This is a genomic window from Streptomyces sp. NPDC111520 (genome assembly GCF_055635295.1).
Genome location: NZ_JBVKBW010000001.1, coordinates 1 through 20,302 on the forward strand (window position 1 = coordinate 1; position 20,302 = coordinate 20,302).

Annotated in this window: 19 protein-coding genes and 1 riboswitch; of the genes, 3 read left to right on the top strand and 16 right to left on the bottom strand. The window is 71.0% G+C overall.

Going from position 1 to position 20,302, the window contains the following annotated elements; all coding sequences use genetic code 11:
• Positions 1-90 precede the first annotated feature (90 nt).
• The 6 genes from ACZ7MY_RS00005 to ACZ7MY_RS00030 form a co-directional block, all read right to left on the bottom strand.
• Entirely contained in the window at positions 91-1,179 is a 1,089-nt protein-coding gene (locus tag ACZ7MY_RS00005; RefSeq protein WP_499598011.1) for a M48 family metallopeptidase, read from the bottom strand.
• Positions 1,176-2,351 (bottom strand): hypothetical protein, encoded by a 1,176-nt coding sequence (locus tag ACZ7MY_RS00010; protein WP_499598014.1) that lies wholly within the window; start codon positions 2,349-2,351, stop codon positions 1,176-1,178. Before ACZ7MY_RS00010 ends, ACZ7MY_RS00005 begins: the two co-directional genes overlap by 4 nt.
• Before the next feature lie 31 nt (positions 2,352-2,382).
• Positions 2,383-3,438, bottom strand: coding sequence for a C40 family peptidase (locus ACZ7MY_RS00015; RefSeq protein ID WP_499598015.1), 1,056 nt, complete (start codon positions 3,436-3,438; stop codon positions 2,383-2,385).
• 154 nt (positions 3,439-3,592) lie between these two features.
• The gene (locus ACZ7MY_RS00020) at positions 3,593-4,618 is read right to left on the bottom strand and encodes a C40 family peptidase (RefSeq protein ID WP_499598017.1); all 1,026 of its coding nucleotides are present in this window, start codon (positions 4,616-4,618) and stop codon (positions 3,593-3,595) included.
• 315 nt (positions 4,619-4,933) lie between these two features.
• Positions 4,934-6,343: an NYN domain-containing protein gene (locus ACZ7MY_RS00025; protein ID WP_499598020.1), complete on the bottom strand. Its 1,410-nt coding sequence runs from the start codon at positions 6,341-6,343 to the stop codon at positions 4,934-4,936.
• An 89-nt stretch (positions 6,344-6,432) separates the two neighbouring features.
• Positions 6,433-6,684: a hypothetical protein gene (locus ACZ7MY_RS00030; protein WP_499598022.1), complete on the bottom strand. Its 252-nt coding sequence runs from the start codon at positions 6,682-6,684 to the stop codon at positions 6,433-6,435.
• 115 nt (positions 6,685-6,799) lie between these two features.
• Between ACZ7MY_RS00030 and ACZ7MY_RS00035 the strand changes: the two genes are divergently transcribed.
• On the top strand, positions 6,800-7,579 hold the full coding sequence (locus ACZ7MY_RS00035) for a rhomboid family intramembrane serine protease (RefSeq protein WP_499598025.1): 780 nt from the start codon (positions 6,800-6,802) through the stop codon (positions 7,577-7,579).
• Positions 7,576-7,857 (top strand): Lrp/AsnC family transcriptional regulator, encoded by a 282-nt coding sequence (locus ACZ7MY_RS00040; RefSeq protein WP_499598028.1) that lies wholly within the window; start codon positions 7,576-7,578, stop codon positions 7,855-7,857. Before ACZ7MY_RS00035 ends, ACZ7MY_RS00040 begins: the two co-directional genes overlap by 4 nt.
• Positions 7,858-7,893: 36 nt before the next feature.
• On the opposite strand, the gene ACZ7MY_RS00045 is transcribed toward ACZ7MY_RS00040, so the two are convergent.
• The 6 genes from ACZ7MY_RS00045 to ctaE all read right to left on the bottom strand — a co-directional run bounded on the left by ACZ7MY_RS00045 (position 7,894) and on the right by ctaE (position 15,085).
• On the bottom strand, positions 7,894-9,267 hold the full coding sequence (locus ACZ7MY_RS00045) for an aminotransferase class V-fold PLP-dependent enzyme (protein ID WP_499598030.1): 1,374 nt from the start codon (positions 9,265-9,267) through the stop codon (positions 7,894-7,896).
• Between the two features lie 152 nt (positions 9,268-9,419).
• Positions 9,420-9,536: riboswitch (SAM riboswitch) on the bottom strand.
• A gap of 162 nt (positions 9,537-9,698) precedes the next feature.
• Positions 9,699-10,763: an anthranilate phosphoribosyltransferase gene (gene trpD / locus ACZ7MY_RS00050; protein ID WP_499598032.1), complete on the bottom strand. Its 1,065-nt coding sequence runs from the start codon at positions 10,761-10,763 to the stop codon at positions 9,699-9,701.
• Between the two features lie 127 nt (positions 10,764-10,890).
• Positions 10,891-12,528, bottom strand: coding sequence for a cytochrome bc1 complex cytochrome b subunit (qcrB, locus tag ACZ7MY_RS00055; protein WP_499598035.1), 1,638 nt, complete (start codon positions 12,526-12,528; stop codon positions 10,891-10,893).
• Entirely contained in the window at positions 12,525-13,565 is a 1,041-nt protein-coding gene (gene qcrA / locus ACZ7MY_RS00060; RefSeq protein WP_499598038.1) for a cytochrome bc1 complex Rieske iron-sulfur subunit, read from the bottom strand. Before qcrA ends, qcrB begins: the two co-directional genes overlap by 4 nt.
• An 8-nt stretch (positions 13,566-13,573) precedes the next feature.
• Positions 13,574-14,383, bottom strand: coding sequence for a cytochrome bc1 complex diheme cytochrome c subunit (gene qcrC / locus ACZ7MY_RS00065; protein WP_499598040.1), 810 nt, complete (start codon positions 14,381-14,383; stop codon positions 13,574-13,576).
• A gap of 81 nt (positions 14,384-14,464) precedes the next feature.
• On the bottom strand, positions 14,465-15,085 hold the full coding sequence (gene ctaE, locus ACZ7MY_RS00070; protein ID WP_319163544.1) for an aa3-type cytochrome oxidase subunit III: 621 nt from the start codon (positions 15,083-15,085) through the stop codon (positions 14,465-14,467).
• 169 nt (positions 15,086-15,254) lie between these two features.
• Here ctaE and ACZ7MY_RS00075 point away from each other — a divergent pair, with 169 nt between their 5' ends.
• Complete coding sequence (locus ACZ7MY_RS00075; protein ID WP_499598043.1) at positions 15,255-15,656, top strand: hypothetical protein; 402 nt, start codon at positions 15,255-15,257, stop codon at positions 15,654-15,656.
• 2 nt (positions 15,657-15,658) lie between these two features.
• Here the strand turns inward: ACZ7MY_RS00075 and ACZ7MY_RS00080 are convergent, their stop codons facing one another.
• The 4 genes from ACZ7MY_RS00080 to ctaC all read right to left on the bottom strand — a co-directional run bounded on the left by ACZ7MY_RS00080 (position 15,659) and on the right by ctaC (position 20,147).
• Positions 15,659-16,924: a L,D-transpeptidase gene (locus tag ACZ7MY_RS00080; RefSeq protein ID WP_499598046.1), complete on the bottom strand. Its 1,266-nt coding sequence runs from the start codon at positions 16,922-16,924 to the stop codon at positions 15,659-15,661.
• Between the two features lie 123 nt (positions 16,925-17,047).
• The gene (locus ACZ7MY_RS00085) at positions 17,048-17,446 is read right to left on the bottom strand and encodes a cytochrome c oxidase subunit 4 (protein WP_018557033.1); all 399 of its coding nucleotides are present in this window, start codon (positions 17,444-17,446) and stop codon (positions 17,048-17,050) included.
• Entirely contained in the window at positions 17,443-19,185 is a 1,743-nt protein-coding gene (ctaD, locus tag ACZ7MY_RS00090; protein WP_499598049.1) for an aa3-type cytochrome oxidase subunit I, read from the bottom strand. The genes ACZ7MY_RS00085 and ctaD overlap by 4 nt, the downstream gene beginning before the upstream one ends.
• Positions 19,182-20,147: an aa3-type cytochrome oxidase subunit II gene (gene ctaC, locus ACZ7MY_RS00095; protein WP_499598052.1), complete on the bottom strand. Its 966-nt coding sequence runs from the start codon at positions 20,145-20,147 to the stop codon at positions 19,182-19,184. The genes ctaD and ctaC overlap by 4 nt, the downstream gene beginning before the upstream one ends.
• Between the last annotated feature and the right edge of the window lie 155 nt (positions 20,148-20,302).

The following is a 20,302-nucleotide window of genomic DNA, read 5'->3' on the forward strand; positions in this document are numbered from 1 at the left end:
GTGGTGCAGTCCTAGACAGCTCCACCACACCGGAGGTCTTCGCCTTGATCAAGCCCCCGCAGGTGTCAACAACGCTCGTGATCAATACACCTAGCTCGCGGAGGCGAACGCGCGGGCGGCGGCGATGCGCTGGACGGCGGTGGGGTGGGTGCCGAAGAGGACGTGCAGGAGGCGTGGCGGGTCGGGGTCCGCGACGTTGGTGACGGTGAGCCGGCGCTGCATGGCGATGAACCGCTCGGTGTCCCCGGTGAGTTGCAGCGCGTGCGTGTCCGCCCGCCGCTCGACGCGCCGGCTCAGCGCGCAGCCGAGCGGCCCGGCGCACGCCGACAGCACCGCGGCCACCGCGGCGAGCAGGAACAGCCCGCGCGGGTCGCCGGTGCCGTAGGAGGTGGCGGCCATGACGGCGGAGAGCACGCACACCCCCGCGCCCGCGCCGACGGCGCCGAGCAGCGTGCCGCGCGGCACGTCGCGGTGCTTGACGTGGCCGAGTTCGTGGGCGACGACGAGTTCGACCTCCGCCGCCGGGGCCGTGCCGAGCAGCGTGTCGTAGGCGACGATCCGCCGGGTGCGCCCGAAGCCGGAGACGTACGCGTTGAGCGCGGTCGTACGCCGGGACGCGTCCGCGACGAGCACCGCCCGCACGGGGATGCCGTCCCGCTCGGCCAGGGCCAGCAGGGCGTCGCGCAGGGGCCCGTCCTCCATCGGCCGGAAGCGGTTGAAGAGCGGTTCCAGGACGACCGGGGCGAGCCAGGACAGCACCACGGCGGCGCAGACGGCGCCCAGGGCCGCCCAGGCCCAGCCGAGCCCGTAGTAGCCGTACAGCGCGGCCAGCACGAGCGGGACGGAGACGAGCAGGCCGCGCAGGACGTCGACGGCCCAGCCGCCCCAGCCCTGCGTGACGAGCCCGTAGCGGCGCCGCAGGACGCGGACCCGGGCGGAGAACGGCAGGGTGACCGCCTGCTGGAGCAGCACCAGCAGCAGGCCGCCGGCCAGCACGCGCAGGGCCCGGTCGTCGCCGAACAGCCCGGTGAGGGCGGCCCCCGCGGGGGTCAGTCCCAGCGCGAGCAGCAGGGCGAGCCCGGCGAGGCGGCCGCCGAGCAGGTAGGGCAGCTGTGCGCGGCGCAGCGCCCTGCCGCGGGCGGTCTCCTCCGGCGTGAAGTCCCCGTCCGTGCCGCTCATGCCAACTCCCCCTTGACGTAGGCCCGCCAGCGCTCGGTGAGGGCGTCCTCGTCGATGCCGAGCGTGCCGCGCAGATCCGCACCGGAACGGTACAGCGCGACCAGCCGGTCGGCGCCCCAGGTGTCGGCGATGAGCCGGCAGGCCAGCCAGGCGGCTTCGTACGCCTGGGCCTGCGCGGGCGCGCCGGGCGCGAAGTCGGCGTCCGCGGGGAGGTGCCCGGGCGGGCCCGAGGCCGCGACGTCCCGGCGCAGCTCGGGGGCCAGGCTCTGCGGCGTGCGGCCGGAGTCCCGGTAGGCGACCCAGTCGGCGAAGCCCTCGGAGAGCCACATCGGGGTGCGGGGGGTCGTCGCGGCGCGCGTGGCGACGTGGGTGGTCTCGTGGGTGAGCACGGCCTGGCGGCCGAAGGCCGACAGCCCGGCGAAGGCCTCGGGGTTGACGATGACGCGTCCGGCGGGCGCGGTGCCGCTGCCGCCGGCCTCCCCGGTGGTGACGGCGGCGACGCCCGCGTACGTCTCCGCGGGGGCGTCCAGCAGCTGCGCCATGTGCCGCAGGGAGGAGGGCACTTCGAGCACCACCCGCCCGGTCCAGCCCGCCCCGCCCCAGGCCCGCCGTACCTGCGGGACGGCCCGGTCCGCGTCGGCGGCGTACCCGGCCAGCTCGGCCGGGTCGCCGGTGCCGAGGACGAGGCTGTGGCCGCCGCGGACGACGTGCAGCGCGCCCTGTTCCCACAGCAGGCCGCCCGGGTCGCCGTCGCCGGCCACCCGCCAGCGTCCGCCGCCGTCGGTGCGCAGCAGCAGGGAGTCGTCGGCGGTGACCTGGGCGCTGTCGTAGCCCTTGAGGCGGTAGCTCAGCCGGACGCGGGCGGTCACCGGGTCGGCGCCCTGCGTCGACACCAGCCGGTACGACCAGGACGCGAGCGGCAGCTCCCCGAGGTTGCGGAAGACCTGCCGCTCGGCGGCGCGCCGGGCGGGCGTCACATCGGCCAGGTACGCCTTCTCGTCGTGGGCGAGGACCGCGTCGGCCCGGCGTTCCAGCAGGTGCCGGACGACCGGGTCCCCGGGGCCCGCGTGCTCCACCGCGCCGCCGCCCGAGGGCCCGCAGCCCGCGAGGAGCACCGCCGCGCCGCACAGCGCGGCGGCCACGGTGCGGGTCGGTGAACGGAAGAGGGCCACGCCGCCGATCGTACGGTCCCGGCGGCGGCGGTCACGTGGGCCGGGTCACCGCGGAGATCGGCAGCATGGCGACCGGGTCGTAGCGGACCCGGGCCCCGGGGTAGGGGGCGTGGATGACCTGGCCGTCGCCCACGTACATGGCGACGTGGCTGGCGTCGCCGCGGTAGAGGACCAGGTCGCCGGGGCGGGCCTGGCTGAGCGGCACGTGCCGTCCGGCGTTCAGCTGGGCCTGGGAGGTGCGGGGCAGGCCGACGCCGGCCTGGCGGTACGCCCAGACCATCAGCCCGGAGCAGTCGAAGGAGCCGGGGCCGGTGGCACCCCACACGTAGGGGGCGCCCACGGCGGAGCGGGCGGCGGCGACGGCGCTCGCGGCGCGCAGGGAGAGCGGACCGAGGTCGGGGATGTCGACGCTGCGGCCGGAGCGGGAGGCCCGGGCCTCCAGCCGGTCGGCGAGCCGGTCCCGTTCCTCCGGGGAGAGGGAGTTGACCAGGCGCGCCGCCGCCAGCAGCTTGTGCTGCACGGCCTTCTTGCGGGCGGTGAGGCTGGTGCGGGCCCGCTCGAGCTCGCCGAGCCGTTCGGTGGCCCGGGAACGTTCCTGGTCCAGGAAGCGCTGGGCGGACCGGAGTTCGCCGAGGCGCGCGTTGCCGCGGCTGCTGATCCGGTCGAGGGTGGCGGCCCGGTCGAGGTAAGTCGCGGGGTCGGGCGAGAGCAGCAGGGCGAGGGTGGGGTCCACTCCCCCGCCGCGGTACTGGGCCCCGGCGAGCGTGCCGAGGTCGTCGCGGAGCCGGTTGACCCGTTCCTGGCCGCGGGCGGCCCGGTCCTGGAGCACCTCCACCTCGCGCCGGAGCCGCTGGGTGTTCTCGCGGGCGGCGTTGAACTGCTCGGTGGCCCGCTCTGCCTGCGTGTAGAGGTGGTCGATGCGGGCCGCGACATCGACGGAGGTGTCCGCCGGGTCGGCGGCGGCCGTCTGCGCCGTGGCGGCCGCGCCCGCCATCGCGGCGGCTGCGGTGGCCGCCGCCGTCAGGACCGTGGCCCTTGAGGTGCGCGGGGCCCGGCCGGGCTGCGGAATGCGTCGATGGGATGGCACGTCGGCTGACAGTAGTCAGCCGGACACGGGGAGTTCAAAGACCGTGTACCGCCGGGCGGCCGGGCGGTGCTCCGCTTGCGCAGGTCACCGCCGGGCCGTCACCGTACGAGATCACCCGATAGGTTCAACCGGTTCCGGTCGTCGCACCCGGATCTCAGATGCGGACGCCGAACTGGAACGGCATGTTGTTGATGGACTCGTACCGCACGACGGTGCCGGTGCGCGGCGCGTGCAGGACCATGCCGTTGCCCGCGTAGAGGGCGACGTGGTGCTGGTCGCCGTAGAAGATCACGAGGTCGCCGGGCGCGAGCTGGCTCATCGACAGGTGCGCGCCGGCGCCGGCCTGGGCCTGCGAGGTGCGCGGTATGCCGGCGCCGGCCTGTGCGTAGGCCCAGGAGGTGAGGCCGGAGCAGTCGAAGGAGCTCGGGCCGGTGGCGCCGTAGACGTACGGCGAACCCAGCTTGGTCTTGGCGGCGGAGAGGGCCGCGGCGGCCAGCGAGGAGGCGGGCGGGACGTTGCCCAGGTCCACGCGCTCGTTGGAGCGGTTGGCGCGGTTCTCCGCGGCGGTCAGGGAGGCGCGCTGGGCGGCGGTCAGCGAGTTGAGGAGCTTCTGCGCCTCGGCGAGCTTCGCTTGGACTTCCTTCTTCTTCTTGCCCAGTTCGGTGCGGGTCTCGTCGAGCTCGTTGAGCTTGCTCGCGGCCTCCGCCTTCTGCTGGTTGAGGGTGCGCTTCTTCTCCGCGATCTGGCGGAGCGCCTCGGCCTGCTTGGTGCTCAGCTGGTCGAGGGTGGACGCCTTGTCGAGGTAGGTGTCCGGGTCGGAGGAGAGGAAGAGCTGGAGCGACGGGTCGATGCCGCCGCTGCGGTACTGGGCGCTGGCCAGGGTGCCCAGGTCGTCCTGGAGGTCGTTGAGCTCGGCCTGCTGGCGGGCCACCTCGTCCTGGACGTCCTCGACCTGCTTCTGGAGCTTCTCCTGCTTCTCCTTGGCGCCGTTGAACTTCTCGGTCGCCTGCTCGGCCTGGTCGTAGAGGCCGTCGACCTTGGCCTTGACGCTCTTGACGGACGGCTTGGCGGGAGCGGCCTGGGCCGCCTGCGCGGACAGGGCGACGGCTGCGGCGGCGGTCGCGGTGAGCACGGTGACACGTGTGCGACTGGCCTGCTTGGGACGACGGTGGGACGCCACTCGGGCGAGCTCCTTCTTCCTCCAGCCGCCTGCCGCATGCATCGGGAACTGCGTTCCCCGGCCCTGAGCGTCGGCGTCCCCCGTCGTACGCACGGCACTTCAGATCGGCGGGACCTCCGCCGCCATCCTGAGTGGATGATCGACTGGGCAGAGGTTCGAAGCACGACCATAGTGACCATCTTGTGATCGGATCAAATCCCTGAAGAAAAAAAGTCGCTCGGCCGCGGTTTCTTTACACATATCGCACGTGCAGTGATGACGAGTTGACGCTGAGTCCCCGAAAGGCGCCCCACCCGCCTCACGGTGTGCTCCAGGTCACACCCGGGCAAGTCGCTTCAGCAGCAAGGTGGATGCGACCGGGCGGGCGCCGGCACGGGCCACACCGTCAGCAACTTCGCGATCGGAAGAAACCACCACAATCGGACGACCGGGAGGTTCCGCCCGAACCAGACGGCGGATCAACTCGTCGGCCGTCTCACCGGCCTTGCTGAACAGCACCCGCACCCCGCGCGGCGGCGCCAGCAGCACCGGGGCGTCCAGATCGGCCCCGTCGAAGACGCAGGTGACCTCGGAGCCGCTCTGCGCCGCCAGCACCGCCAGGCCGCCCAGCAGCCGCAGCCGCTGCTTCTCCAACGGCAGTGCCGGATAACCGGTCTTGGTCACGTTGTAGCCGTCGATCACCAGATGGGACTGCGGCAGCGCCAGCAACTGGTCCAGCAGCGCCGGGTCGTCCTCGGACAGGGCGCGCCGCGCGATGTCCTTCGGGCTGATCGCCCCCGGCTTCACGGCCTCGACGGTGTCCGCAGGCCGGGCGGCCATGGTGTCGCGCGGGGGCAGCGCCAGCTCCCGGCGCAGCCCCGAGGCGGCGTCGAGCACGGTGTCCAGCAGCAGCCGCAGACGCATGTCCTCGGTGCTGCGGCCCTCCCGGGCCGCCCGGCGGGACGCCTCGACGGCCTGCTCGGCCTCGGCGAGCCGGGCCCGCAGCCGGCGCGCCTCGCCGTCCGCCGACGCCTTCTCCGCGGCGGCGGCCGCCCGCGTCTCCTCCAGTTCGGCCTCGACCTTGCGCAGCGCGGCCTCGGCCCGTTTGACGTCGCTCGCGGCGCTGCGCAGCTTGCGCTGCAGCGACTCGGCCTCCTTGCGGACCGCTTCCAGCTCGGCGCGGACCCGTACGGCCTCGGTGCGGGCCTGGTTGCGGGACTCGTCGAGTTCCGCCTTCAGCTGCCGCAGCTCGCGCTGGACCTCCTCGCCCGCCCGTTCGGCGCTGACCCGCTGGGCCTCCTCGCCCGCCGCGGCCACGAGCTTGGCCCAGCCCGCGGGGCGCAGCAGATATGCGGCGGCCGCCACGTCGAGCGGGTCGACCGCGGGGGGCGGGGTGCCGGCGTCGAGCGCCTCGCACAGCTCCGGCTCGGACTCGCGCAGCCGGGCGCCCACCCGCTGCCGGAAGGACGGGTCGCCCTCCAGGGCCGTGGCCAGCGCGGTCGCGGCGAACTTGGCGCGACGGCTGGGGGTGAAGCGGGCGTACGGGCGCAGTACGGCGGGCAGCTCGGCCGGGGTCAGCCCGCCGAACGCCTCCGCCGCCAGGGCGACCACGCGGTGCCGCACGCCCTCGGGCAGCGGACGGTCCAGCGACTCACCGTGGACGGACTCCTCCGGCGCAGCCGCAGCCGCAGCCTCGGGCGCGGCCGCTTCGTCGCCGCGGCCCGGGTTACCGCCGGTCCCGTCCACCCGTCACTCCCGTCCAGTCCGTGGGCGCCTCCCCGGCCTCCTTCAACCTCTCTGGCCGCGCCGCATTCTTCTATTGTCCCCGGCCGCGCTCAGGCCTGCGCCGCCGCCGCCGCGTCCGGCCGGTCGACCAGTTCGACCTGGTCCACGGCGTTGCACCAGCGGCAGCGCACCGACTCCACGGTCTCGCTGACCACCTCGCGCTCCTCGACCGAGGGCTCGCCCGCCAGGTCCAGGTGGACGTACTCGACGACCTTGCTGGAACGGGTGACGTCGAACCGGGTCAGGTTGCCGCACAGCGTGCAACGCCAGCGAGTCGTGGCGGTCGGCAGGGGCACCGTCATCGGTCGTCTCCTCGGTCGCGCGGGATGCGTTCCGGTCACCCTACGGCCTCGGTGGTCCCGCGCGCTGCGGCGAGGCGCCCCACGACCGTTACACCCGTTCCGTCATGATCGGTCCATGGTCATCCCGGTGTACGACAAGAACCCCGTCCGCCGCACACCCGTGGTGACGTACACCCTGATCGGGCTGTGCGCGGTGCTCTTCGTCATCAGCCCGTCCTCCGGGCTCACCTACGTGTACGGCACGGGCCACGATCAGGTGTGCGCCCAGGCGACGTACTTCGCCCGCTGGGGTGTCTTCCCCACCGAGCTCTGGCAGGGCCGCATCCCCCTGACGCGGGTCCCGATGCCGAGCGGCTGCCCGCCGCTGGGGTCCTTCGCCGCCTCGCCGTCCGTCTCGGTGCTCACCGCGATGTTCGTGCACGGCAGTTGGGTCCACCTGCTCGGCAACATGCTCTTCCTGTGGGTCTTCGGCGACAACGTCGAGTACCGCATGGGCCGCTTCCGCTTCCTGCTCTTCTACGTCGCCTCGGGCTACATCGCGACGTACGGCTACGCGCTCGGGCACACCTCCTCCACCCAGACCCTGGTCGGCGCGTCCGGGGCGATCTCCGGGGTGCTCGGCGCGTACCTCTACCTCTACCCCAAGGCCCGGGTGACCAGCGTCTTCCCCTTCCTCTTCTTCCTGCCGCTGCGCTTCCCCGCCTGGATGGTGCTGATCTTCTGGTTCGTGCTGCAGTGGCTGGCTGGCGAGATCCAGCAGACGGGTCCCGGCACGGCCTACCTCGCCCACATCACCGGCTTCGTCTTCGGCTTCCTGTGCGCGTGGGTGTGCTATCGGACAACGCCTAAGCTGGAGCCCGCAGCCAGGGCGACCCAAGGAGACCTACAGCCGTGATCACCGCGATCGTGCTCATCAAGACCAGCGTCGACCGTATCCCCGAGATCGCGGAGTCCATCGCTTCGCTCGACAGCGTCAGCGAGGTCTACTCCGTCACGGGGACGTACGACCTGGTCGCCATGGTGCGGGTGGCCCGGCACGACGAGCTCGCGGACGTCATCCCGGGCCGGATCAGCAAGATCCCCGGCGTCGAGGCCACGGACACCCACGTGGCGTTCCGCACCTACTCCCAGCACGACCTCGAGGCGGCCTTCGCCATCGGCCTGGACGCCTAGGACGCCTAGGACGCCCGGGACGCCCGGGACCTGCCGCTACGCCTGGCCGCGGTCCGGCACGCAGCGGCCGTCCTCGGTGCGGTAGCGCCACTTGGCGCCCTCCGCCACGAGCTCCCGCACCGCGTCGACGAAGCGCTCCACGTGCTCGTCCGGGGTGCCCGCGCCGAAGGACACCCGGATCGCGTTGAGCGCGGGGCCGGCCCCGTCCGGGGCGGCCTCGGGGGCCCCGCACTCACCCGGCTCCTGCTCGCTGCCCCCGAGCAGGGTGCGCACCAGCGGGTGCGCGCAGAAGAGGCCGTCGCGGACGCCGATCCCGTACTCGGCGGAGAGCGCCGCCGCGAAGTGGGAGCTGTTCCAGCCCTCGACGACGAAGGAGATGACGCCGACCCGGGGGGCGTCGTCGCCGAAGAGCGAGAGCACCTTCACCTCGGGCACCTCCGCCAGTCCGGCCCGCACCCGGGCCACCAGCGCCTGCTCCCGCTCGACCAGCCGGCCGAAGCCGGCCTCCGTCAACGTGCGGCAGGCCGAGGCGATCGCGTAGGCGCCGATGACGTTGGGCGAGCCCGCCTCGTGCCGGGCGGCCGTGGTGTGCCAGTCGACGTCCACCCCGCCGTCCGCGCCGCGGGCCACCCGACGCGAGGCGCCGCCGCCGGCCAGGTAGGGCTCGGCCGCGCACAGCCAGTCGGCGCGGCCCGCGAGCACCCCGGAGCCGAACGGCGCGTACAGCTTGTGTCCGGAGAAGGCCACCCAGTCCACGTCGAGTTCCGCGATGTCGACCGGGTGGTGCGGGGCGAGCTGCGCCGCGTCCAGCACGATCCGGGCACCATGTGCGTGGGCCGCCGCGGCCAGTTCCCGCACCGGCCACAGCTCGCCGGTCACGTTGGACGCCCCGGTCACGCAGACCAGCGCCGGTCCGTCCGCCACCCGGGCGGCCAGGGCCCGCTCCAGCGTCGCCACCGCCTCGGCCGGCGTGCGGGGGGCGTCGAGGTAGGTCACGTCGGCGTCCCGCCACGGCAGCAGGGAGGCGTGGTGCTCGGTCTCGAAGACGAGGACGCCGGTGCCGGCGGGCAGGACGGCGGCCAGCAGGTTCAGCGAGTCCGTGGTGGAGCGGGTGAAGACCACCTGGTCGCCGGGGCGACAGCCGAGGAACTCCGCGACCGTGGCCCGGCTCTGCTCGAACAGGTCCGTCGACAGCTGGGAGAGGTAGCCGGCCCCCCGGTGCACGCTGCCGTAGTAGGGCGCGTAGGCCGCCACGTCGTCCCAGACCCGCTGCAGCGCGGGCGCGCTGGCCGCGTAGTCGAGGGCGGCGTAGCCGACCTCGCCCCCGGTCACCAGCGGCACGAGGACCTCACGCCCCAGCACGGGCAGCGGGGTGTGGACGGTGGAGGGCAGGGCAGGGCGCGGCGACATGGCGAAGTCTCCTGGGTGCAGGCGGGAGTGAAGGAACGTCAGTGATGACGGGAAAGCCCTCGGCACGGCGGGCGGACGCCCGGGGAGGGTGGGTACGCGACAGGGGGCCCCGAAGGCCCTAGCGCATTCGCTTGCTCATGGAGGAACTCCTCTGACCGCGCTTGCCGCAGACCTCGCTGCCTACGGCCTGGTCATCACCCGGGGCACCCCGCCACGGAAGGAGGGTTGCCGGACAGCGGGCCGGGGCCGTTTCGCTGTCACTCGTGACCTGCGCAGCATCATGCCACACGGGTGTGACGCCGCAAGCCGCGGTCCGCATCCCGGACGGGCCGGCCCCGGGCCCCCGCCCCGGGCCGTCCGTCCCGCCGCGAACGCCACGGAGGGCCGGGGCAACCGCCCCGGCCCTCCACGGCCGTTCCCGTACGCCCGCCCTACGCGTGCGTGGCCGCGGCCCAGCGCTCCAGGGTGCGGGCGGCCGCGCCCGAGTCGATCGACTCGGCCGCCCGGGCGATCCCGGCCGCGATCCCGTCGGTCAGCCCACCGCCCGCGCCCTCCAACGCGACCAGCGCGGCAGCCGAGTTGAGCAGCACCGCGTCGCGGACCGGGCCGGTCTCGCCGGCCAGCAACCGCCGGGCGACGTCGGCGTTGTAGGCGGCGTCCGCGCCCCGCAGCGCCTCGATCGGCACCAGCTCGATGCCGACGTCGCGCGGGTCGAAGGACTCCTGCTCGACCTTCCCGTCGCGCACCACCCACACCTGGGAGGTGGCCGTGACCGTCAGCTCGTCCAGCCCGTCGTCGCCCCGGAACACCAGCGCGGAGGAGCCGCGGCGGGCCAGGACGCCCGCGATCAGGCCGGCCATCCGGGTGTCGAAGCACCCTACGGCAGAGGCCCCCACCCGGGCCGGGTTGGTCAGCGGGCCGAGGATGTTGAACGAGGTGGGGACGCCGAGGTCGCGGCGGGCCGGGGCGGCGAACCTCATCGCGGGGTGGAACTTCGCCGCGAAGCAGAAGGTGATCCCGGTCTCCTCGGCGACCGCCGCCACCCGGGCGGCGGGCAGGTCGAGGTTGATGCCCAGCTTCTCCAGGACGTCGGAGGCCCCGCTGGCGCTGCTGGCCGCGCGGTTGCCGTGCTTGACGACCTTGGCGCCCGTGCCCGCGATGACGATGGCGGACATCGTGGAGATGTTCACCGTCCTGGCCCGGTCGCCGCCGGTGCCGACGATGTCCACGGCGGGGCCGGGGATCTCCAGCGGCTCCGCGTGCGCGTACATCGACTCGACGAGGCCGGTGACCTCCTCGACGGTCTCGCCCTTGGCCCGCAGGGCCACCATGAAGCCGGCGACCTGGGCGTCCGAGGCCTCGCCGCTCATGATCCGGTCCATCGCCCAGGCCGCCTCCGCGGCCGTGAGGTCCCTGCCGTTCAGCAGTGCGCCCAGGACGTCGGGCCAGGAGCCGCCCGCCACTGATGCGCCTCCGGCGGGGTTCACAACGCTCATGGTCCACTCCACGGGGTCTGACGTGCGGCGGGAAGTCTTCGGGCCCCAGCCTATCGGCGCGGGGGAACGGGAAAGGGCCCCGTCCATCGGATGGACGGGACCCTGCCCGGTGGCACAGCTTCAGTGATCAGTGGTGACCGTGGCCGCTCGTGATCTCCTCGTACTCCTCGACGGTGGGCTTGTCGATCTGCGTTCCCTCGCCGTAGTAGCCGCGGGACAGCCTGGCGCGCAGCTTCGCGGTGCGGCCGACCTTCTTCTCCACGCCGTTCTCGTCGACCTCGGGGCCGACGTCGAGCGGCTTGGGCTGCTCGTGCGCGGTGAGCTTGAACAGCGAGCCCTGCTCCAGCGGCTCGTGGATCTCGATGAACTCACCGTGCGGGAGCCGCTTGATGATGCCGGTCTCACGACCGTGCAGCACCTTGTCGCGGTCGCGCCGTTGCAGACCCAGGCAGATCCGCTTGGTGACGAAGAAGACCAGCACCGGCAGCACGAAGAACGAGATCCGGACCACCCAGGTGATCGCGTTGATCGACAGGTGGAAGCGGGTCGCGAAGAGGTCGTTGCCACCACCGACGAGCAGGATCAGGTAGAGGCTGATCCAGGCCGCGCCGATGCCCGTGCGGACCGGCCGGTTGCGCGGGCGGTCGAGCAGGTGGTGCTCGCGCTTGTCACCGGTGACCCAGGACTCCAGGAACGGGTAGACGCCCATGAAGCCCAGGACCAGCGGGAAGATCACCAGCGGGATGAACACGCCCAGGACGAGCGTGTGGCCCGCGAAGTTGATCTCCCAGCCCGGCATGATGCGGATCAGGCCCTCGGAGAAGCCCATGTACCAGTCGGGCTGGGCGTCGGTCGACACCTGGTCCGGCCGGTAGGGGCCGTACGCCCACACCGGGTTGACGGAGACCAGCGCGGACATGGCCGCGATGACACCGAAGACGATGAAGAAGAAGCCGCCCGCCTTGGCCGTGTAGACCGGGAAGAACGGCATGCCCACGACGTTCTTCTCGGACTTGCCGGGGCCGGCCCACTGCGTGTGCTTGTGGTAGACGATCAGGATCAGGTGGGCCACCAGCAGGCCCGCCATGATGCCGGGGATCAGCAGCACGTGGATGGTGTAGAACCGCGGCACGATGTCGGCGCCGGGGAACTCACCGCCGAAGAGGAAGAACGAGAGGTACGTGCCGACGATCGGCACGGACAGGACCGCGCCCTCCATGAAGCGGATGCCGGTGCCGGACAGCAGGTCGTCCGGCAGCGAGTAGCCCATGAAGCCGTCGAACATGCCGAGGAACAGCAGCAGGAAGCCGAAGACCCAGTTGATCTCGCGCGGCTTGCGGAACGCACCGGTGAAGAAGATGCGCATCATGTGCACGAGCATCGCGGCCACGAAGACGATGGCCGCCCAGTGGTGGATCTGCCGGACGAGCAGACCGCCGCGCACGTCGAAGCTGATGTGCAGGGTCGACGCGTACGCCTCGGACATCGAGATGCCCTGCAGCGGCGCGTACGAGCCGTCGTAGACGACCTCGTTCATCGCCGGGTGGAAGAACAGCGTCAGGTAGACACCCGTCAGGATGACGATGATGAAGCTGTAGAGGGCGATCTCGCCGAGCATGAAGGACCAGTGGTCCGGGAAGATCTTCCGCAGGTTGGCCTTGCCCAGGCTGTAGATGCCCAGCCGGCCGTCGGCCCAGTCGGCGACGCGTTCGCCGGCCGGGGCCTTTCCGCGCGGCTTCGCGCTCGCGCTCGTGTTGGTGCTCATCCACGCTCCCAAAACGCAGGGCCCACGGGCTCTTCGAAGTCGCCCAGAGCCTCGAGGTAACCCTCGCCGTTCACGCTGATGTGCAGCTGCGGCAGGGCGTGACCGGCGGGGCCGAAGATCACCCGGGCACCGTCGGACAGGTCGAACGTCGACTGGTGGCAGGGGCAGAGCACGTGGTGCGTCTGCTGCTCGTAGAGGCTGATCGGGCAGCCGACGTGGGTGCAGATCTTCGAGAACGCCAGGATGCCCTGGTGCGCCCACTCGCGGGACTTCTTGTCCTTGATGTCGTCCGGCTGGATGCGGACGATCATCAGGGCCGCCTTGGCGAGCTGCTCCTGGTAGTCGTGCTGCTCCTCCTCCAGGCCCTCGGGCACGGCGAAGGTCAGCGAGCCGACGGCGACGTCCTCGGGACGCAGCGGCTTGTTGGTGTTCTGGTTGATCAGCAGCCGGCCCTTGGACCACAGCGTGTGGCGCAGCTTGTCCTCCGGCAGCGGGCCGAGGTCGCGCAGCAGGAAGATACCGGAGAGCGGCACCAGGGTCAGCGCGCCGAGCATGGTGTTGCGGATCAGCTTGCGGCGGCCGATCTGGCTCTCCCCGGCCCCGGTGGCGAAGTCGGCCTTGACCTTGGCGCTGACCTCGGGGCTCGCCTCGATCGGGTGGCGGTCGTCGGCGACCTCGACGTCCGACATCAGCGTGCGGGCCCAGTGGACCGCGCCGGCGCCGATGGCGAAGAGCGAGACGCCGAGGGTCATGCCCAGCGCGAAGTTCAGCGCGCTGATGTGACCCAGCGGCCAGATGTAGACGATCTTGTCGATCGGGATGACCACGAAGCTGGCGATGAAGGCCAGCGTGGCGAGCATCGACACGGTGAACAGGAAGGCCACCGTGCGCTCGGAGGACCTCGCGGCCTTCTCGTCGATGTCCTGGCGGCGCGGCAGGTGGGCCGGGAAGCCCGGGTCCGCGAACGGGTTCTCCGCGGTCGCGAGCTGGCCGCCGCCCTGGTGTGCCGGCCTGTCCGGCAGGTTCTCTTCTGACATGTCCTGACTCATGACTTCTTCGCCTTGGTGGTGTGGGCCGCGAGCCAAATGGCGCAGGCGATCAGGGCCCCGAGGCCGAAGATCCAGCCGAAGAGACCCTCGGTGACCGGGCCGAGGCTGCCCAGCGACATGCCGCCGGGGCTCGGTGCGCCCTCGCCGTTGACGGCGTCGAGGTACGCGATGATCTCCCGCTTGTTCTCCTCCGGCATCGTCGTGTCGGGGAAGGACGGCATGTTCTGCGGGCCGGTCAGCATGGCCTCGTACAGGTGCTTGTCACTCACGCCCTCGAGCGTGGGAGCGTACTTGCCGTGCGTCAGCGCGCCGCCCTTGCCCTGGTAGTTGTGGCACTGGGCGCAGTTGGTGCGGAACAGCTCCCCGCCGCGCGCGGCGTCGGCGCCGGCCGGGTCGTACTGCTCCTCGGTGGGCGTGACGGGGCCGGGGCCCAGCGAGGCGATGTAGGCCGCGAGCTGGTCGATCTGCTTCTGCGTGTAGATGACCTTCTTGCGCGGCACCTGGGCGCCGGGCTGCTGGGCCGGCATGCGGCCGGTGCCGACCTGGAAGTCCACGGCCGCGGAGCCGACGCCGACGAGGCTCGGGCCGTCACTGCCGCCCTGCCCCGACGTACCGTGGCAGCTGGAGCAGCCGACGGTGAACAGCTTCTTGCCCTCTTCGATGGCGAGGGACTGCGAGCTGTCGTCCGCCTGCGCCTTGGGCGCCGGCGCGAGCGCGGCGTACAGCCCCCCGATGGCCGTGAGCGCGACAAGTAGGACGACGAGCGCCGCCAGCGGGTGGCGCCGTCGTGCGGAGAGCTTTTTCACGGATTACCCCGGTGTCAGGATCTCTTGCGTCGATGGTTCTGGATGTCGTGACCGTGTGCGCGACCCGCGCGCGGGGCCCGACTACTTGATCAGGTAGATCGTGGCGAAGAGGCCGATCCAGACGACATCGACGAAGTGCCAGTAGTAGGACACGACGATGGCCGCGGTGGCCTGCTCGTGGGTGAACCGCCGTGCCGCGTAGGTCCGTCCCAGGACCAGCAGGAAGGCGATGAGACCACCCGTCACGTGCAGACCGTGGAATCCGGTGGTCAGGTAGAACACCGAACCGTAGGGGTCGGAGGAGAGCGAGAGCCCGTCCTCCTTCACCAGGTTGGTGTACTCGAAGATCTGACCGCCGATGAAGATCGCGCCCATGATGAACGTCACGATGAACCACGCGCGCAGCTTCTTCACATCGCCGCGCTCGGCGGCGAAGACACCCATCTGGCAGGTGAAGGAGGAGAGCACGAGGATCGTGGTGTTCGTCGCCGAGAACGGGATGTCCAGGACGTCGGCGTGCGCCTTCCAGTACTCGGCACCCGTCACCGAGCGAAGGGTGAAGTACATCGCGAAGAGGGCCGCGAAGAACATCAGCTCGGAACTCAGCCAGATGATGGTTCCGACGCTGGTGAGGTTCGGCCGGTTGACCGACGGGTGCGCGTGCCCGGTTTCTACTGCTGTTGCTGTCGCCACGACCGACATTATGTCGGTCGCTTATCTCGCGCTCACTCCGGGGGGTGCCATTCGGTGTGTCAAGGCCCTTGAGGTAGGGAAAGGCGTCGCTCGAAGGAGCTAACCCTCCTCGAAGCACCGTGCTCGGGAGTAAGGTTCGGCCACAGGCAGGCGACTCCACGAGGGCGAGGAGGCACGGATGCAGACGACCGCGACGGTGCTGGTCTACAGCGACGACAGGAACACCCGGGAACAGGTCCGTCTGGCCGTCGGCCGCCGCCCCGCGAGCGACCTGCCGCCGGTCGAGTACGTGGAGTGCGCGACCCTCCCGGCGGTCCTCAGCGCGCTGGAGAACGGCGGCATCGACGCGTGCGTGTTCGACGGCGAGGCCGTCCCGGCCGGCGGCATGGGCGTGTGCCGCCAGGTGAAGGACGAGATCTTCCGCTGCCCGCCGGTGCTGGTGCTCATCGGCCGCCCCCAGGACGCCTGGCTGGCGAGTTGGAGCCGGGCCGACGCGGCGGTGAGCCACCCGGTCGACCCGGTCGCGCTGAGCGAGGCCCTGACGGGGCTGCTGAGGCAGCGGCTGGCCGTCGACGCGTAGCCTCACATCTCGGGCTGCAGGCGGGCTCCAGGGGCGTCGGTACGGTCTGCCACGGCCGGGTCGGCGCCCTTGCGCGTTCCTGTCGCGCTGCCCTTGCGCCAGTCGCTCCAGGACAGGTTCCAGTCGCCGAAGCCGTTGCCGAAGGCGGGCATCTCGTCGCCGAGGCTGTGGACGACCGAGACGAGGTCTCCGACGCGCACGTTGTCGTAGAACCAGTGGGCGTTCTCGGTGCTCATCCCGACGCAGCCGTGGCTGACGTTGGCGATCCCCTGCGAGCCCACCGACCACGGCGCCGCGTGCACGTACTCCCCGCTCCAGGTCACCCGGGTGGCCCACTGGACGGGCAGGTCGTAGGAGTCGGAGCTGCCCGAGGCGATGCCGACGGTCTCGCTGCGCATCCGTACGTTGGCCTCCTGGCCCAGCACCACCTTGATGCCGTTGCGGGTGGAGAAGCCGGGCTTGCCGGTCGTCACCGGGATGGTGCGGACGAGCTTGCCGTTGCGCTTGAACGTCATGGTGTGGGTGGCCGCGTCGGTGACGGCCTCGATGCGGTCGCCGGTGCGCAGCGTCAGCGGCTTGACGTCGCCGCCGTAGAGCGAGCCCTTGATGTGCACGTCGTCCAGGGTGCTGCGGACGTCGATGCGGGCGTGCGCGGGCCAGTAGGTGCGGGGGCGGTAGTGCAGGGTCTTGTCGTCGACCCAGTACCAGGCGCCCTCCTCCGCCGCCGGTGAGGCGTTGACGTGGAGGTTGCGCTCGACCACGCTCCGGCCGAGGGCGTCCTTGACGGCCGCGCTGAGCTCGGCGGTGATGGGCTGGCCGACGCCGTAGGTGCCGCTCTCCGGTCCGAAGGTGACCTTCAGGTGGCGCTTGGTTCCCGTGGTGTCGACGGAGAGCGTCTTGCGGCCCTGGCGGCCCTCCTTGTCCTCGGTGGTCACCTTGACGACGTAGTGCGCCGCGGAGGAGAGCTTGGAGGTGCTGCGCCAGCGCTTGCCGTCCGCGGACAGCCGGCCGCTGACGTAGCGTCCCGAACCGTCGGAGGCCGTCACATCGGTGATGCGGTTGCCGTCACCCTTGACGGTGATTTCCAGCGGCTTCTTGGGGTCGGCCTTCTTCGACCCGGCGGTTCCCCCGGTCCACACGACCTGGCCGGCGGCGTCGTAGGGGGCGGTGGCGAGGGGATCGCCGCCGCCCGAACAGGAGGCCAGCGGCGCGGAGAGTGTCACTGCAGCGATCGCGGTCGCCAGGCGACGCGGAGAAAGGTGACCCATGGTCACCACGCTAAGCAGAGATGATCTCCGCCGCCCGTCGAGCGCGTGCGAACGGGCGAAGGCCCGGACCCCCTGCCGGGGGTCCGGGCCTTCGCCGTGGTGCGGTGCGTGGGCGCTGGGCGCTCACTGGGTGCGGTTCTCACCCCGGTAGTACTCGAAGACCCAGCCCCACAGGCCGACGAGGATGAAGGGCGACGCGAAGTAGATCAGCCACCAGCCGAAGATGATGCCCAGGAACGCCATGGCACCACCGAAGGCCAGCAGCAGCGGCTGCCAGCTGTGCGGGCTGAAGAAGCCCAGCTCGCCGGAGTCGTCCGCGACGTCCGCGTCCTCGCGGTCCTGCGCACCGGTGTCGGCGCGCCGGGCGGTGAAGGCCAGGTAGAAACCGACCATCACGGCGAGGCCGAAGGAGAGGAAGAGCGCCGTGGTGCCCACCGGCTCCTTGGACCACAGGCCGTAGACGACGGCCATGCCCAGGAAGAAGACGGACAGCCACAGGAACAGCTTGCCCTGGAACTTCACTTGCCGCTCTCCTTCTCGTCGCCGCCGGGGACGGCCGGAGCCGCGCCGACGTTCTCCAGCTGGTCCAGAGCGGCCATCTCCGGGTGGTGGAGGTCGAAGGCCGGGGATTCGGACCGGATGCGCGGCAGCGTGAGGAAGTTGTGCCGCGGCGGCGGGCAGGAGGTCGCCCACTCCAGCGAGCGGCCGTAACCCCAGGGGTCGTCGACCTCGACCGGCTTGCCGTACTTCGCGGTCTTCCACACGTTGTAGATGAACGGCAGCATCGACAGGCCCAGCAGGAACGAGCTGATCGTCGAGATGGTGTTCAGCGTGGTGAAGCCGTCGGCGTTCAGGTAGTCCGCGTAGCGGCGGGGCATGCCCTCGGCGCCCAGCCAGTGCTGGACGAGGAAGGTGCCGTGGAAGCCGATGAACAGCGTCCAGAAGGTGATCTTGCCGAGGCGCTCGTCGAGCATCTTGCCGGTGAACTTCGGCCACCAGAAGTGGAAGCCGGAGAACATCGCGAAGACGACCGTGCCGAAGACGACGTAGTGGAAGTGCGCCACCACGAAGTACGAGTCGGAGACGTGGAAGTCCAGCGGCGGCGAGGCCAGGATGACACCGGTCAGCCCACCGAAGGTGAAGGTGATCAGGAAGCCGATGGCCCAGAGCATCGGTGTCTCGAAGCTCAGTGAGCCCTTCCACATGGTGCCGATCCAGTTGAAGAACTTCACACCGGTCGGTACCGCGATCAGGAAGGTCATGAAGGAGAAGAACGGCAGCAGCACACCGCCGGTGACGTACATGTGGTGGGCCCACACCGTCGCCGAGAGGCCGGCGATGGAGATCGTCGCCGCGATGAGGCTGACGTAGCCGAACATCGGCTTCCGGGAGAAGACCGGGATGACCTCACTGATGATGCCGAAGAACGGCAAGGCGATGATGTACACCTCTGGGTGCCCGAAGAACCAGAAGAGGTGTTGCCATAGCAACGCGCCGCCGTTGGCGGCGTCGAACACGTGCGCCCCGAACTTCCGGTCGGCCTCCAGGGCCAGCAGCGCGGCGGCCAGCACCGGGAAGGCGAAGAGCACCAGCACACCGGTGAGCAGCACGTTCCAGGTGAAGATCGGCATGCGGAACATCGTCATGCCGGGGGCGCGCATGCAGATGATCGTGGTGATGAAGTTGACCGAGCCGAGGATCGTACCGAAGCCGGAGAACGCCAGACCCATGATCCACAGGTCGCTGCCGATGCCCGGCGAGCGGACCGCGTCGGTCAGCGGGGAGTAGGCGAACCAGCCGAAGTCGGCCGCGCCGTTCGGGGTCAGGAAGCCGGCGACCGCGATCAGCGAGCCGAACAGGTAGAGCCAGTAGGCGAACATGTTCAGCCGCGGGAACGCGACGTCGGGGGCGCCGATCTGCAGCGGCATGATCCAGTTCGCGAAGCCGGCGAAGAGCGGGGTCGCGAACATCAGCAGCATGATCGTGCCGTGCATCGTGAAGAGCTGGTTGAACTGCTCGTTGGACACCACCTGGGTGCCCGGGCGCGCGAGTTCGGCGCGCATGACGAGCGCCATCACGCCACCGATGAGGAAGAAGAAGAACGACGTCGCCAGGTAGAGCGTGCCGATCGTCTTGTGGTCGGTGGTGGTCAGCCACTTGACGATGGCGTTGCCCGGCTGCTTCGTGCGGACCGGCAGCTCGTCCGCGTACGCGTCGTCCTGCGCGGCGGCCGCACCGTGGGGTTCGTTGAGAATGCTCACTGGGTCTTGGTCTCCGCGTTCTTGGCGTTGCCGGTGGTGGCAATGCCTGCCGGGACGTAACCGGTCTGGCCCTTCTTCGCCAGGTCCTGGAGGTGCTGCTGGTAGGCCTCCGGGGAGACGACCTTGACGTTGAAGAGCATCCGGGAGTGGTCCACGCCGCACAGCTCGGCGCACTTGCCCACGAAGGTGCCCTCCTTGTTGGGGGTCACCTGGAAGACATTGGTGTGGCCGGGGATGACGTCCATCTTCATCAGGAAGGGCACCACCCAGAAGGAGTGGATGACGTCACGCGAGGTGAGGACGAACCTGACCGACTCGCCCTTGGGGAGCCACAGGGTCGGGCCCGGGTTGCCGGTGTCCTGGTCCTTGGAGGCGGGCGTGCCGAAGTCGTAGACGCCGTCGGCGCCCGCGGGCGCGTCCAGCTTCTTCGCGGAGATCGTGGAGAGCTCCGCGGGGACCTTGCCGGCCGCCGGGGTCGACGGGTTGCCGTCGACGTCCTCGACGTAGTTGAAGGCCCAGCTCCACTGGAAGCCGACCACGTTGACGACGTGGTCGGGGCGCGCCGAGGTCTCCAGCAGCTTGGACTCATCGCGGGCGGTGAAGTAGAAGAGCACCGAGATGATGACCAGCGGGACCGTGGTGAAGAGCGCCTCGATCGGCATGTTGTAGCGGACCTGGGGCGGGATCTCCACCTTGGTGCGGCTGCGCCGGTGGAAAATGATGCTCCAGAGGATCAGGCCCCACACGAGCACGCCGACCGCCAGCGCGGCGGCCCAGGAACCCTGCCAGAGCGACAGGATCCGCGGAGCCTGCTCCGTGACGGGGCTGGGCATGCCGAGGCGAGGGAAGTCCTCGTATGTGCAACCGGTGGCGGTCGCAAGGACCAGGCCCGCGGCCAGCGCCTGCGGCAGAATCCGCCGCATCGGGCGCCGCGACGAGCGGTCGGAGCCGTAGGGACTCACGTAGCGCCTTCCCGAGAGTCTCGCCCACGCGTCCGGATGCCCGGCCTGTGCTGGTCGGTCGCCCTGGCGCGGGCAGTGGTGTGGATGTTTATGCGGACCAAACCCTACTGGACTCGATTTTGGGGCGCGCGGGGAGGGGTGCCAACGCGCCGGGG

Excerpts from the sequence above, each read along its gene's own strand:
- ACZ7MY_RS00005 (WP_499598011.1), bottom strand. The coding sequence starts at position 1,179 with ATGAGCGGCACGGACGGGGACTTCACGCCGGAGGAGACCGCCCGCGGC.
- ACZ7MY_RS00030 (WP_499598022.1), bottom strand. The coding sequence starts at position 6,684 with ATGACGGTGCCCCTGCCGACCGCCACGACTCGCTGGCGTTGCACGCTG.
- ACZ7MY_RS00035 (WP_499598025.1), top strand. The coding sequence starts at position 6,800 with ATGGTCATCCCGGTGTACGACAAGAACCCCGTCCGCCGCACACCCGTG.
- ACZ7MY_RS00045 (WP_499598030.1), bottom strand. The coding sequence starts at position 9,267 with ATGTCGCCGCGCCCTGCCCTGCCCTCCACCGTCCACACCCCGCTGCCC.
- trpD (WP_499598032.1), bottom strand. The coding sequence starts at position 10,763 with ATGAGCGTTGTGAACCCCGCCGGAGGCGCATCAGTGGCGGGCGGCTCC.
- qcrB (WP_499598035.1), bottom strand. The coding sequence starts at position 12,528 with ATGAGCACCAACACGAGCGCGAGCGCGAAGCCGCGCGGAAAGGCCCCG.
- qcrA (WP_499598038.1), bottom strand. The coding sequence starts at position 13,565 with ATGTCAGAAGAGAACCTGCCGGACAGGCCGGCACACCAGGGCGGCGGC.
- ctaE (WP_319163544.1), bottom strand. The coding sequence starts at position 15,085 with ATGTCGGTCGTGGCGACAGCAACAGCAGTAGAAACCGGGCACGCGCAC.
- ACZ7MY_RS00075 (WP_499598043.1), top strand. The coding sequence starts at position 15,255 with ATGCAGACGACCGCGACGGTGCTGGTCTACAGCGACGACAGGAACACC.
- ACZ7MY_RS00080 (WP_499598046.1), bottom strand. The coding sequence starts at position 16,924 with ATGGGTCACCTTTCTCCGCGTCGCCTGGCGACCGCGATCGCTGCAGTG.